Here is a 14,529-nt window from a genome sequence, read left to right as displayed (position 1 = left end):
AAGGAACCTCTCAGTCTATTATTATAGGCGGGAGGTTCTTTTCGATAAGGAATGCGGAGGAAGATGCCTCCCCGTAAATAAAAGCTTCCACAGCCGCAGCAGCAACGTTCCTGTCCGGATGGGAATTATCGATCTGTGCCACATGGGAAGCCGGAAGCGGCCATGCCACAGTGCGGCTGCCCAAGGAAGCGCTGAACTCATCCCAGTGTGCGAACTTCCAGGCATCCAGCGGGGACTGTCTGCCCTCAAGCCGTTCACGGAACGTTGCCGCATCAGGAAGACTGACCATCACAACTTTGACCTCGACCTCCGCCAGTGTACGTCCGATGCGCGACAGTTCACGCCCGATCCACTCCGGGTCGGCGGCCTCCTTGGTGAAAGGACCTACGACGAATATATCGCTTTGCAGGCCGATATTGTCCAGTGCAGCGTCCATTGTAATCCGGTACCCCAGATCCCGGCATAAGCTTTTATATTCATCCGAATCCCTGTCATCGGGGTCCAGTCCATGCATAGTCATGATCGCGGTAGCTGCCGGACGCAGCAGAATATCCATATCGAATACAGAGGCCGGGCGCCGGACTGCTATGGTTTTGGCGAGTGTTGTTTTGCCGGCCCCGCCCGGACCGAGGAAAAATACAAGTTTGTTCATTAGACGCTCTCCTTGAAATGTGCAGCATTCTCTTGCAGCTCGCGGATGAAGCGCTTGGTCGCTGCACACATGTATTTTTCTTTGCGGAACACAACGCCTATCCGGCGTGTCGGCGAAGGATTAATAATCGGAAGCACCCGTACCGAATCCTTCTGCAGATGCTCCATTAAGCTGCGGGGCAGAACCGTACAGCCCATGCCGCTCTCCACCATATGGACAAGTGCCTCTATCGTGGTCATCTCCAGAAAAGGCTTAATTGTGAATCCTAATGATTCACTGTAGTCATTCAACAGCTGCCGGATGAAGAAGTTGTCCGGCAGGAGAACGAGCGGAAGCTCCGCAAGCTGCTTCATAGGGATGCCGTCCTGCCAGGCTTCATACGCAGGTTCCAGGGGGGCGATTAGGCATAATTCCTCCATGAACAGCGGAATGCTATCCAGCTCCGGGTCCTCCGGCGGGAGGAAGAGGATACCCAGATCCAGCTGATTCATCAGCAGGCCCTCTCTGATCTGGCTGGTAGGCAGCCCAAGGATGGACAGCCGGATATTCGGATACTCCTTGTGGAACCGGATAACCGCAGGAGAGATCAGGTAGCTCTCCACAGTATAAAGACAGCCAACGGATAGCGCACCGCGTTCCAGCCCGTGGAGCTCGTCGATCGCATTTTTGGATTGATTCAATTCGTAGAAGATATTTTGGCTGTGATGCTTGAGTATTTTGCCCGCTTCGGTCAATGCGATCTTCTTGCCGATCCGGTCGAACAGCGGGGTGCCGACCTCATACTCCAGATTCCGGATCTGCTGGCTAAGCGAAGGCTGCGATATCCGGACCTTGTCCGCTGCGCGGGTAAAATGCATTTCTTCACAAACGGCCAAGAAATACTCCAGCTGCTTCATTTCCATGAGGATTCACTTCATTCCTTTGTTTAATTTGCATTGGCTGAAACTATGATAATGATAGCCTATTCTGAATAGAAAAAGCACCTGCCATTCTCTAAAATAAGAGTTGTCAGAAACAACAAAACTTAGAAAAGAGGAATTACAATGGCAAAAGCGGTGTTTTATCATGCGGGCTGTCCGGTATGTGTAGATGCGGAGCAGATGATTCTGAACTATCTGGACCCGGCCAAAACCGAAATCGAAGTCGTGAATTTCAGCACGGATACCTCCCGGATTGAAGAAGCTGAGCTGGCAGGAGTGAAATCCGTTCCGGCACTTGTTCTGGATGGATGGGTCTATCATATTAATTTCGGAGCCAGCATGGAGGATGTTAAAAAGTAATCAAAGTATAATCTTTTAGATATTGAGCTGCAAATACATCCTATTCCACAGGTATGAAGGGGTGTGTTTGCGGCTTTTTGCGATTGTTGTGGAGTAGGAAGTCTGCTGTTATGATAAAGTGTATAGGATAACGGGACATAGCCCGGAAGAATGGCGGGAGGCTTAACAGAATGTTGAATATCAGATACATAGAGCGCAGAGATAATACGGCTATTGAAGGGATTATCCGGGATTGTCTGATTGAATTCGGGGGCAACCGTGACGGTCTCGCCTGGGCTGATGACAGCATGCATGACCTATACACCTATTACAATAGTGCTGCGAACAGGGCTTACTGGATTGTTGAAGAAGATGGGGAGGTGCTTGGCGGCTGCGGAATTGCACCATTTGATGAGGAGAACGGGATCTGTGAGCTGCAGAAAATGTATCTGTCATCCGCCATCCGCGGCCAGGGTGTTGCTGCAGATTTATTAGGCACGGCGCTGGCCTTCGCCAGGCAGCATTACAGCAGATGTTATCTGGAGACGCTGCAGACCATGCAAGCTGCAGGCCGTTTCTATGTCAAACACGGTTTCGGGCTGCTGGATGCTCCGCTTGCCGGTTCAGAGCATTATGCCTGCGACGCCTGGTATATCAAAGAGTTGTCTTAGAAATTCAAACCATTGTATCCACAATCCTTCCTTGAAGATTCAGGGAGGATTATTTTCATTTTTCAAATTACGCGTCCTTGTGATAAATGACTCTGACAAAAGCTCTCCATTTTGAAATAGTGTATGTACACGATAAATACAACAGGAGGAGAATAATCTATGACAACAGCCGGAGACCCTTCTTCACCCATTATCCACGGTTCTAGTGTCTGCAGCTGTATTAATCTGCGGAGGGCTTCCTCAGCAGTCACAGGAATATATGACGGATTTCTGTCTTCAAGCGGTTTAAATAACAGCCAGTTTTCTTTACTGAAGCATATTTACTCCCTAGGACCGGCAAGTGTCAGCGACCTGGCGCTTGAGATGAGACTGGACCGGACCACTATTGTCCGCAATCTCAAGGCACTGGAACAGATTGGCTATGTGGAGGATATTTCTGCGCAGGGAAGCCGGAACCGTCTGCTGATCCTGTCGGAGAGCGGGAAAGTGAAATATATAGCTGCCGGGAACCAATGGGAGCAGGCGCAGAGTTTTTTGCAGGAGGCATTGGGCGATGAAGATATGAAAGTACTTACTACCCTTTTATCCAAAGTGGAGAAACTGATGGCCTGAGCATAATCTCGACTCTTGGTTCATCAATCTTTACGCAGTAATGACGCAACAGCAGTTGCTTATCGCCATTTCGTGTATGTACACGATAACTTCCGGATAGAAAGAGTACACTCAAGAGGAGGGAAGACCATGCACCCAGACAGTGCTGCAATTAATGAAAGAGCGGAAGAGGAACAGAAGCAGCTCATTATTGAAGTGATGAAAGCCTTTGTTAAGGAGAGCCCATTAAACTGGTCAGATGTACTTCAGGGACCTTATTATGATGAGCCTATCATTCAATTTGCTTCAGCTGACGATCCTTTGTTTGAGGAGTATAAAAGCATTATTGGTCCCGGCCATGCAACGCCAAAAGAGGTAATAGAGCGTTCATTCGGTTCAGGGACCTACAATGGCGGTTCGGTGATCAGCATAGTGCTGCCCATTCATGAATCCATCAGGAAGGCCAACCGTCAGCAGAAGGATAGAGCTTCACGGGAGTGGGCCCTGCTGCGTACGTTCGGGGATGAATATTTCTTGAAGGCGGCACGCATTCATCTGACGGACTATATAATAAACCTTGGCCGCCTTGCGGCTGCGCCGCTGGATACGGATTGGTACGGGATCTCCAGTACAGAAACGGGTCCAATCTCCAATTGGTCCGAACGTCATGTTGCTTATGCTGCCGGGCTGGGCACCTTCAGTCTTAATGATGGATTCATTTCGGAGAAGGGAATTGCCATACGGCTGCTGTCGGTAGTAACGGATTTGCAGTTACCGTCTGATCCAAGATCTGCGGCTAGTCATACGGGAAATTGTTTGTTATGCAGCAAAGGGAACTGTGGCGTCTGCATTACCCGCTGCCCGGTGCAGGCGATCAGCACAAACGGCCATGACAAAATCGCCTGCATGAAATTTGTGTATGGCCAGAGTTCACGGGAGTGGGCGGTCCAGAACGGCGGAGAGGCTACATCAGGAGCTGGCTGCGGGTTATGCCAGACCAAGGTGCCCTGTGAGAGCAGAAATCCGATGCGAAATGTTAAGTGAAGTACGAAGCACTTCCCTGGCGGAGGTGCTTTTTTGTCTATTCAGGATGTTTCAGGCTGACCCGCTGCTGCAAATCATCACGATCATTGAATCGCCTATCTTTTCCGTAGAATTAGCTATTATAGATTGCACTGCGTTAAAACTATAATGAGTGTGTATTGCAGTGAGAGGGGGCTGGGCAGAACTATCGCAAGCCGGTTGAGAAGAGGCAATATCAGTAGAGGGGCACCTTCACGTTGGAAGCGAATGATGGATTGGTAAGGATTTATTTTTTTGTAATCGCTATCATTCTAGTACTTCAGAAAATTCTAGGTGCCGTTCTAACATCAGATTAAGGAGGATTATAATGCGCAACAAGTATGTCGTATGGTCGCTTGTAGTAACGCTGCTAATCTCAACTCTGTTTATGGCCGCTGGACCACTGACACATTCGTCTGCAGCGGGCGGACAGAATCTGACACTTAACAAAACCATTACTTCCAGCGGTCAATCGCAAACGTATACGCCGGATAACGTTAAAGACAGTAACCAGAGCACCTATTGGGAAAGCGCGAATGATGCTTTTCCCCAATGGATTCAGGTTGATCTGGGCGGACTCACCAGTATTGACCAGCTTGTGCTGAAGATTCCTGCAGGCTGGGAGACACGCACGCAGACGCTGGCCGTACAAGGGAGTACGAACGGTTCCACATTTACGGATATCGTGGCTTCGGCAGCGTATGTATTTAATCCATCGGCTGCTGGCAACAGTGTCACGATTAACTTTGCAGCAGCCAGTACGCGTTATGTGCGCCTGCTCGTAACCGCGAACACCGGATGGCCGGCAGCCCAGTTCTCTGAGCTTGAAATTTACGGCTCCAGCAGCCCAACGGCCACGCCTGCAGTCACTCCTGCTGCAACTCCGGTTCCAGCCGGTACCTATGAAGCAGAATCTGCCGCACTCTCCGGCGGGGTGGAAAGTGAACACAGATCATGCGGGTTACTCCGGTACGGGTTTTGTTGACGGTTATCTGACCCAAGGACCGGCAACTACCTTCACGGTGAGTGTAGCTGCAGCGGGTTCGCGGAATGTTACGCTGAAATACGCTAACGCGAGCGGAAGCGATAAGATCCTCAGCATCTATGTGAACGGAGTCAAAATCCGCCAGTCCACCTTGCCTAATCTGGCGAACTGGGATACCTGGAGCACGAAGGCCGAGCTGCTGACGCTGAACTCCGGCAGTAATACCATCGCCTACAAATATGATGCCGGTGATACGGGTAACGTCAATCTGGATCAGATTGCAGTAGCGGCAGCAGTGACCGCCACGCCGACACCTTCACCTACAACAGCTCCTACAACGGCTCCATCACCAACACCGGTACCTACGGCTACGGTGGCACCTACTTCCACAACTACACCTGCGCCTACCGCAACCCCAGTTCCGACGGCATCGGCAACACCGACAGCCACACCGGTGCCCACACCAACGGTGTCCCCTGGAGGGAACATCGCTATTGGTAAGGCAATCAGCGCATCCTCCAGCACACAGAATTTCGTTGCCGGTAATGCCAACGACAACAATACGGCTACTTACTGGGAAGGAAGCGGCAATCCAAGTTCGCTCACGCTTGATCTCGGCGCCAATCATAACATCACTTCGATTGTACTGAAGCTGAACCCGGCCACGGAATGGGGGACACGGACTCAGAATATTCAAGTACTAGGTCATAATCAGAGCACGACAACCTTCAGCAATCTGGTCTCCGCTCAGGCGTATACGTTCAACCCAGCCAGCGGAAATACGGTGACCATTCCCGTTACGGCAACCGTCAAGCGTGTCCAGATCAATATTGCTTCCAATTCAGGTGCCCCTGCGGGACAGATTGCCGAGTTCCAGGTCTATGGAACACCTGCACCGAACCCGGACCTGACGATTACAGGCATGTCATGGACTCCGGCTTCTCCCGTTGAAACGAATGAGATTACATTGAATGCCATCGTGAAGAATAGCGGCAGTGCCGCAGCAGCGGCCACGACAGTCAATTTCTATCTGAACAATGAGCTGGCAGGCTCGGCCCCGGTAGCAGCTCTGGCAGCGGGTGCTTCGGCAACCGTGTCATTGAATGCCGGTACCCGAACAGCCGCCACCTACCCGCTCAGTGCCAAAGTAGATGAGACTAATCAGATCATTGAACAGAATGACAGCAACAACAGCTACAGCAGTCCTTCATCACTTGTTGTTGCTCCTGTATCAAGCTCTGACCTTGTAGGTACGACATCCTGGACACCGGGCAATCCGGTAGCTGGTAATAGCGTATCCTTTGCAGTCAATCTCAAGAATCAGGGGACGATTGCTTCCGCAGGAGGTGCGCATGGAATCACTGTAGTATTGAAGAATTCAGCTGGCTCCACCGTGCAGACCTTCACCGGATCCTACAGCGGAGCGATTGCTGCCGGTGCTTCTGTGAATGTCTCCATCCCGGGGACATGGAGCGCTGTCAACGGCAATTACACCGTCACCACAACAATTGCTGTAGATGCGAATGAAGTTACGACCAAGCAGGCTAATAATGTGAATACCGTTAATCTGGTTGTATATGCCCTGCGCGGAGCAAGCGTGCCCTATGCCCGCTATGATACGCAGGATGCGACCCGTGGCGGATCTGCTGCACTGAAATCTGCTCCAAACTTCGATCAGATGCTGATTGCTTCAGAAGCATCGGGCCAGAGTTACGTAGCACTTCCTTCGAATGGCTCTTATGCCCAGTGGACCGTCCGTTCAGGTCAAGGCGGCGCCGGGGTCACGATGAGATTCACCATGCCGGATTCGGCAGACGGTATGGGTCTTACCGGAGCGCTGGATGTATACGTAAACGGCACCAAAGCCAAAACCATCCCGCTTACTTCCTATTACTCCTGGCAATATTTCTCCGGCGACCAGCCTGGTGATGCACCAAGTGCCGGACGTCCGCTGTTCCGCTTCGACGAAGTACACTGGAAGATGGATACACCGCTCCAGCCCGGCGATACGATCCGTATTCAGAAGAATAACGGGGACAGTCTGGAATACGGTGTAGACTTCCTGGAAATCGAGCCAGTACCGGCGGCAATCGCCCGTCCGGCCAACTCGGTATCGGTAACCGATTACGGTGCAGTTGCGGGTGATGGACAGGATGATCTTGCAGCCTTCAACAGTGCAGTAACAGCAGCAGTCACAGGCGGCAAATCGCTCTATATTCCAGCCGGAACCTTCAATCTAAGCAGCATGTGGGTGATTGGCTCTGTCAGCAATATGATCAATAACTTTACGGTTACTGGTGCTGGTTACTGGCATACCAACCTGCAGTTCACCAATCCTAATGCTGCGGGCGGCGGGATCTCGCTCCGCATCCTGGGTAAGCTTGATTTCAGCAATGTCTATATGAACTCGAACCTGAGATCGCGTTACAACCAGAATGCCATCTACAAAGGCTTCATGGATAACTTCGGCAATAACTCTATTATCCATGATGTCTGGGTTGAGCATTTTGAATGCGGCATGTGGGTGGGGGATTATGCACGGACCCCGGCAATCTTCGCGAACAATCTGCTTGTGGAGAACAGCCGTATCCGCAACAACCTGGCTGACGGTATTAACTACTCCCAGGGTACCAGCAACTCGACCGTCCGCAACACCAATGTGCGCAATAACGGAGACGATGGTCTGGCCGTGTGGCCGAGCAACACTTTCGGTGCTCCGGATGGGGTGAATAATACCTTCTCATACAACACCATTGAGAATAACTGGCGTGCAGGCGGGATTGCCTTCTTCGGAGGCAGCGGTCATAAGGCGGATCATAACTACATTATCGACACGGTAGGCGGTTCCGGCATCCGTCTGAACACGACCTTTCCGGGTGCTCATTTCAACAACAACACGGGCATTCTTTTCTCGGATACCACGATTATCAACAGCGGCACCAGCCGTGACTTGTATGACGGGGAGCGCGGCGCGATTGACCTCGAAGCTTCAAGTGACCCGATCAAGAACGTAACGTTCACTAACATCGATATCATCAACACCCAGCGCGATGCGATCCAGTTCGGATACGGAGGCGGATTCTCCAATATCGTATTCAACAACATCAACATTAACGGCACAGGGCTCGATGGAGTAACGACCTCACGCTTCTCCGGCGCCCATAAGGGAGCTGCGATCTACACGTATACCGGCAACGGCTCGGCTACATTCAACAACCTGACTACCAGCAATATTGCTTATCCAAGCCTGTATTATATTCAGACCGGCTTTGGGCTGCTGATACAGTAGACAGGGATAGTAAGGGGAGGGGCTCAAGCGGGCTCCTCTTTTTTTTATTGAATATAATTCATGATCTTCGATAAATTACGACAGCGTAATATCTGCCCTCCATGCTATCCTACAAAGGGGAAACGTTGATGAAAAGGTTGCTTCATATCATTTTGGCAGTAGGTTTAATGATGAGTGTAACGCTCACGGGAGAGACGGGCAGTTCATATGCTGCACAAGCTAATAAGGTATTGCGTATTGGTCTGGGAAGTCTTCCAGAGGTACTTGACCCGGCAGTAATTGCAGATGACAGTTCAGTTACGGTTGTTAAAGGATTGTTCGAAGGCTTGGTCCGCCTGAATGCTGCTGGCCAGGCTGTGCCGGCAATTGCGAAAGCATGGACCCTATCGAATGATGAACTAACGTATACTTTTACCCTTCGTGCTGATGCGAAATGGAGCAATGGGCAGCAGGTGCTGGCCTCGGACTTCGAGTATGCCTGGAAGCGGGCGCTCGCTCCGGAAACAGATAATCTTTTCGCGTTTAATATGTACGTCATTATTAATGCTGAGAAATATCATCAGGGAATCCTGAAGGATGCTTCTTCTCTCGGTGTTAAAGCATTGAGCAGCAACACACTTCAAGTGACCTTGAAGGAGAAAACCTCCTATTTCATTCAGTTGCTTGCGGAAAGTACTTATCTGCCGGTTTACGCTAAGACCGCAAAGGGCAACAGCAAATGGGCAACAGACATCAAATCAATGATAACTAATGGTCCATTTAAGCTAAAAGCATGGACGGATAATGAAATTTCCTTAGTTAAAAACCCTGATTATTATGCAGCCAAGGATATTAAACTGTCAGAGGTGCGTCTGCTGCTGCCGGAGAATCCGACAATCGCTTACATGAATAAAGAGGTCGACTGGGTTGGAGGCGGAGGAGAGGAATCGGTAGATTATGCTTCATTAGATAGCGCAACCGAAAGGTCTTTAGATGAGGCCCCTTATGCTTCAACCTATTTTTATCAATTCAATCTGAGTAAGGCTCCTTTTAACAACTTGAAGATCCGAAAAGCGTTGGCGATGGCGATTGACCGTGAAAGTCTGCGTTACGGTAATCCGGCGTTTGGATTTGTGCCGCCAAGTATTCACGGAGCGAAGCTGAATTTCCGCTCAGAGATGTCCGGCCGGGCATATTTTAGAGAGGATGCTGCGGCGGCCAGGGTATTGCTGAAGGAAGGATTGAGAGAATCGGGACTTGCCAAACTGCCAGTATTTACAATTATTGTGAATGATGGCAGTAATCATGGCGCTATCGCCAAAAAAGTCATTGATGGCTGGCATAAGAATTTAGGAATTGATGTAAATATAGAAATTCAAAGCTTCCCGGAGCTAGTGAAAAACCGCGAGAATCAGAATTATACCATGGCAAGAGCGGGCTGGACCGCTGACTTCAATGATCCGGCTTCGATGATGGAGCTATTCAGTTCACAAAGCGTCTCTAATGATACAGGGTGGAGCAATACAGTGTATGATCGTTATATGCACCAAGCCCAGCAGACAACAGACACTGGAAAACGTATGGAAATTTACGCCAAAGCAGAAAAGCTGCTTATCGAGCAAATGGCGGTTATCCCGCTATTCTATTGTGTCACTGATCTTTTGAGTAATCCCAATATCCAAAATGTATACGTCGACTACGACGGGTCTATAGCTTTTACAAGAGGGTTTTGGATGTGAATCTATACAGGAGCTCGGTATCTTACCGCAGCTCTTTTTTTTGCACCTGAATGCATCGGCAAGACAAGGTATGAATAGAAGTGGTAAAATTTACTCAACTGATTTCAACAGGAGGCAAATGATGATGCGGATTGAACCCAGAGAGCTCAGCTACAAAGCATTCCCTGCATCGGAAGCGACAGCGACAGGGATGAAAGTACTGAGTATGAATCCTGATGCGGTCTATTGCACGGTGTTGCACAATCATACCTATTGCGAGAGGGTCGGTCGGCCCCTGCATATGCATCTGATATTACCGTCACAGCATGAACGTCCGGATGCAACCTGGCCGCTGCTGGTGTTCGTGCAAGGTTCAGCATGGAGACAGCAGCATCTGGATGCGAATCTCGCACCGCTGTCCTGGATATCCAGACAAGGCTATGCTGTTGCAATCGTGGAATACCGCCCGTCAGACCTAGCGCCGTTCCCCGCGCAGATCCAGGATGCCAAGACAGCTATACGGTATCTCCGGAAGAATGCCGGGCAGTTTAATATTGATCCGGAGCAAATCGTAATTTGGGGAGACTCCTCCGGCGGTCATACGGCGGTGATGACGGGGATAACTCCGCGTGACAGGAAGCTCGATACGGATGTGTACGACGGATTATCCTGCGAAGTGAAGGGAATCATCGACTACTACGGTCCTGCAGATATTACGCGGATGAATGAGGCGCACTCTACGATGGACCATGCCGGAGCAGATTCTCCCGAAGGTCTGTTGATCGGAGGTCTGAATGTACTGGAGAATCCGGTGCAGGCGGAACCAACCATTATTATGAATCATATTTCGCAGGAAGTGGATATTCCGCCTATCCTAATGATCCATGGCAATAAGGATCGTCTGGTTCCTTTTGAGCAAAGTGTGCTGCTGTACAACGACCTGAAGCAAAAGGGCAAGGATGTTGAGTTCTACAAAATAGAGGGAGCCGATCATGGCGGCCCGGACTTCTGGTCTGATGAAGTGCTCGGTATTGTCCAAGCTTTTATTACAAGACTATAAAGGGCGGTTTAGATATGAAAATACTATCCTATATTCAAGAGGGCGTCACCCGCGTTGGAGTACACACGGAAGCCGGCATACTGGATGTTGAACATGCTTTAGCAGCATCTGGTTACCTGAAAGGAACAAGCTCCGTAACACTGCAGAACGTGATTGCCGGAGGGCCGGAAATGCTATCGCATCTTAACGGACTTGCCGGGCAGGCAGTAAGCGGATTAACTGTGCCAGAATCAGATGCCGTAGTTCTGCTCGACGAATCCACACTGCAGCTTGCCCCCTGTGTTCCCAGTCCCGGCAAAATCATTTGTGTCGGACTCAATTACCGCAAGCATGCAGAAGAAACGAATGCTCCTATACCGCAGACGCCAATTCTGTTCAGCAAATTCAATAACGCGCTGGCAGCTCATCTGGAGCCGGTACCGCTGCCTGCTGCCTCGCAGAAAGTAGACTATGAGGCCGAGCTTGTAATCGTGATGGGCCGGACGGCCCGGAATGTCTCCAGGGAGGAAGCCTATAAGTACGTTTATGGATACTGCTGCGGCAATGACCTCTCCGCCCGCGATCTGCAGATGCGGACCCAGCAGTGGCTCCTGGGCAAAACCTGTGATAAATTCGCTCCGGTCGGACCTTATCTCGTAACTGCGGATGAAGTGGGGGACCCGAACCAGCTTGCGATTTCGTGTACTGTTAACGGCGAGCTTCGCCAGTCATCCAATACAGCCGATATGATCTTTAAGTGTGATGAGATTATCAGCTATATTTCACAGCATTTCACACTGGAGCCGGGAGATATGATTATGACAGGTACTCCGGAAGGCGTTATGCTGGGGTATCCGCCGGAGCAGCAGGTATATCTGCAAGCCGGGGATACAGTAACCGTAGAGATCGAGAAGCTGGGACGGTTGACGAATACGATGACAATTTAGTATGGACTAATCCCGGTTGAATACTATACGGGCATGATGAGGTCATGAGCGGATAACGCTTGTGGCCTTTCTAACATGCAGGAAGGGACACAATAATAAGTAGCAAGTCTTCACTAATCGTTCAAGATCAAGCAGAATCCGGACAGACAACGGGGCATATCTATGTTATTATATGAAATGAATGAATATAATTATATTCATTCACAAAGATTCGAAATGAAAGTAGGATCTCATCACTACTCTGGAGGGACAGTCATGAAGAAAGTCACCGCAATCATTGGTAATCAGCAAAAGCATGCCACGTACAGGGCAGTCTGCGAATTTGAAGCTCAGCTAAGGACATACGGGGAGATTGAGTTTGAGTACATTTTCCTGAAGGATTACAGGCTTGAGTTCTGTCGGGGCTGCAAGGTCTGCTTCAGTAAAGGCGAAGAATTCTGTCCGCTCAAAGATGACAGGGATGTGCTGATCGGGAAAATGGAGAACTCCGACGGCGTTATTATGGCCACTCCGAATTATGCATTCCATGTATCGGCATCGATGAAGAATCTGCTGGACCGGCTGGCTTATGTATTCCATCGGCCGCAGTTCTTCGGCAAGACCTATACAGCGGTCGTCAACCAGGGCATTCACGGCGGCAAGGGTATCGTCAAATATCTTAGCAGTATGGGGGAGAATCTGGGCTTCCAGGTAACCCGTGGCTGTGTGCTTCATACGATGGAGCCGATAACACAAGCTGCCCAGGTGAAAAATTCACAGGAAATCCGCAAGGCCGCCGCCAGATTCTACAAAGGGCTTATGCGTTCGTCACCTCCGGTGCCCACGTTGTTCAGACTGATGCTGTTCCGCTTGTCCCGGACCAGTATTCATAACATGCTGGATGACAAGTCGAAAGATTACCGTCATTACAAGGATAACGGCTGGTTTGAGTCGGCTTATTATTATAAAGTTCCTTTGGGCCTCTTCAAAAGACTGGCCGGACGCCTATTTGATCGGATCGGTCGAAGAATGGCTAAGAACGCTAAATAATGAATGAATAAGATAATATTCATTCACAGAGAATGGGGGGATTGAAGTGAAACCAAAGTGGAAACGCAACCTGCTCATTATGTGCATTTCTGTAATTATTATTGTATTGGTTGGACTTGCTGCAGGCTGGCTGTTCACGGAGAAAGAGCGGCGTGAAGCCCGGAATGTTCAAATCGGTGAAGTGGATTTCAAACAGCTGCATGCAGGCAATTATGTGGGTGAATACGCAGGCGGGATGTATAAATGGAGGGCGAATACGGTTCAGGTAACTATTGCAGCGCAGAAAGTAACAGCGATTAAGCTACTGGAGCACGCGGAGAATCAGCCTGCGGCTTCTACGGAGGAGCTGTTCGGCAGAGTGATCCAGGCTCAATCGCTGCAGGTAGACAGTATCAGCGGCGCTACGCTTACGAGCAAGGCTTATCTCAAAGCGATAGAAGATGCACTTGATCAAGCACAGCGGTAACAAGCATCAACCAGTGCTCGGGATCGCTGACTTGGCTGAGGCTGCTTCAATAATGTCAATTAAGAAGCTTCCGCCGCCGGGACGATACGGGTTCGGGCCGGGGCTTTGGCCGGAGCAGCGAAGCGGCTTTTGAACAAATGAATCATGAAGGACAGGATGACAATCGAAAGAACGGAGTAGATCCCCTTGAACAGCCCGATGGAGTAGTACGACCCGGCGATGATCAGACCGTCTAGCACGAACATAACTTTCCCCGGATTCCAGCCGAACTTTTTATGGAAAATTAGAGCCAGGATATTGCTCCCGCCCAGCGATGAGCCGTTCAGGAACAAGTAGGACATCCCGAGACCCATGACAGAGCCGCCGATTGCTGCTCCGAACCAGCCCGGAAGTACGAATTCAGGCAAGCGGGCAGCCGCAGCTGACATCAAGCTTAAAGCGGAGACAGCGAACAGCGTGGATACGGTGAATTTCCAGCCCATTTTGAACAGGGACAGCACGTAAAAGGGGATGTTGACCAGAAGATACGTAATGGAGAAAGAAGTACCCAGCCAATAGGATAAACTGAGCGACAAGCCCACGGTTCCACCGGTGATGATCTCGGAATGCTTGAGGACAAGTACACCAATGCTCACGATAAGTGTGCCCAGCAGCACCTTGAGGATTTGCAGTATTCCTTGTTGTAATCTCCGGTTGGCCCGGATTTTTCTTGGCTCAGTGAATTCCAGTTGAATTGTATTCATGTCAGGTTTACTCACTCCATCTCTATATTGAATCATTGTTATGATTATAAAGGGAGTTCGGAAATCCGGCAAAAACATGCATTGCTGCGCGTCCGCTTG

General features: G+C 50.1%; 12 protein-coding genes and 1 pseudogene. 10 read left to right on the top strand and 3 right to left on the bottom strand.

Features of this window, described 5'->3' with window-relative positions; translation table 11 throughout:
- Positions 1–10: 10 nt before the first annotated feature.
- Positions 11–652, bottom strand: a complete 642-nt coding sequence (locus MHI42_RS02775) for an AAA family ATPase (RefSeq protein WP_342422685.1) — start codon at positions 650–652, stop codon at positions 11–13.
- The gene (locus MHI42_RS02770) at positions 652–1,554 is read right to left on the bottom strand and encodes a LysR substrate-binding domain-containing protein (protein ID WP_342422684.1); all 903 of its coding nucleotides are present in this window, start codon (positions 1,552–1,554) and stop codon (positions 652–654) included. Before MHI42_RS02770 ends, MHI42_RS02775 begins: the two co-directional genes overlap by 1 nt.
- A gap of 141 nt (positions 1,555–1,695) precedes the next feature.
- Here MHI42_RS02770 and MHI42_RS02765 point away from each other — a divergent pair, with 141 nt between their 5' ends.
- The 10 genes and pseudogenes from MHI42_RS02765 to MHI42_RS02720 all read left to right on the top strand — a co-directional run bounded on the left by MHI42_RS02765 (position 1,696) and on the right by MHI42_RS02720 (position 13,687).
- A complete protein-coding gene (locus MHI42_RS02765; RefSeq protein ID WP_342422683.1) occupies positions 1,696–1,932 on the top strand; it encodes a thioredoxin family protein in 237 nt (78 codons plus the stop codon).
- Between the two features lie 170 nt (positions 1,933–2,102).
- Positions 2,103–2,582 (top strand): GNAT family N-acetyltransferase, encoded by a 480-nt coding sequence (locus tag MHI42_RS02760; protein WP_342422682.1) that lies wholly within the window; start codon positions 2,103–2,105, stop codon positions 2,580–2,582.
- Between the two features lie 159 nt (positions 2,583–2,741).
- Positions 2,742–3,194 (top strand): MarR family winged helix-turn-helix transcriptional regulator, encoded by a 453-nt coding sequence (locus MHI42_RS02755; protein WP_342422681.1) that lies wholly within the window; start codon positions 2,742–2,744, stop codon positions 3,192–3,194.
- Between the two features lie 129 nt (positions 3,195–3,323).
- On the top strand, positions 3,324–4,217 hold the full coding sequence (locus tag MHI42_RS02750; protein WP_342422680.1) for a (Fe-S)-binding protein: 894 nt from the start codon (positions 3,324–3,326) through the stop codon (positions 4,215–4,217).
- A 346-nt stretch (positions 4,218–4,563) separates the two neighbouring features.
- Positions 4,564–8,509: pseudogene (locus tag MHI42_RS02745) on the top strand (discoidin domain-containing protein).
- 128 nt (positions 8,510–8,637) lie between these two features.
- Positions 8,638–10,227, top strand: coding sequence for a peptide ABC transporter substrate-binding protein (locus MHI42_RS02740; protein ID WP_342422679.1), 1,590 nt, complete (start codon positions 8,638–8,640; stop codon positions 10,225–10,227).
- 118 nt (positions 10,228–10,345) lie between these two features.
- Complete coding sequence (locus tag MHI42_RS02735; RefSeq protein WP_342422678.1) at positions 10,346–11,266, top strand: alpha/beta hydrolase; 921 nt, start codon at positions 10,346–10,348, stop codon at positions 11,264–11,266.
- 14 nt (positions 11,267–11,280) lie between these two features.
- Positions 11,281–12,192 (top strand): fumarylacetoacetate hydrolase family protein, encoded by a 912-nt coding sequence (locus tag MHI42_RS02730; RefSeq protein WP_342422677.1) that lies wholly within the window; start codon positions 11,281–11,283, stop codon positions 12,190–12,192.
- A gap of 255 nt (positions 12,193–12,447) precedes the next feature.
- Entirely contained in the window at positions 12,448–13,221 is a 774-nt protein-coding gene (locus MHI42_RS02725) for an NAD(P)H-dependent oxidoreductase (protein WP_171719474.1), read from the top strand.
- A gap of 46 nt (positions 13,222–13,267) precedes the next feature.
- Positions 13,268–13,687, top strand: a complete 420-nt coding sequence (locus MHI42_RS02720; RefSeq protein WP_171719475.1) for an FMN-binding protein — start codon at positions 13,268–13,270, stop codon at positions 13,685–13,687.
- A gap of 59 nt (positions 13,688–13,746) precedes the next feature.
- Here the strand turns inward: MHI42_RS02720 and MHI42_RS02715 are convergent, their stop codons facing one another.
- On the bottom strand, positions 13,747–14,430 hold the full coding sequence (locus MHI42_RS02715) for a YitT family protein (RefSeq protein WP_246354495.1): 684 nt from the start codon (positions 14,428–14,430) through the stop codon (positions 13,747–13,749).
- Positions 14,431–14,529: the final 99 nt, after the last annotated feature.

Source organism: Paenibacillus sp. FSL E2-0178, assembly GCF_038593005.1.
In the GTDB taxonomy this organism is placed as follows: Bacteria; Bacillota; Bacilli; order Paenibacillales; family Paenibacillaceae; genus Paenibacillus_AQ; species Paenibacillus_AQ phytohabitans.
The sequence above is the reverse complement of the archived record's forward strand: the minus strand, read 5'-3'. Positions and strand labels throughout refer to the sequence as shown.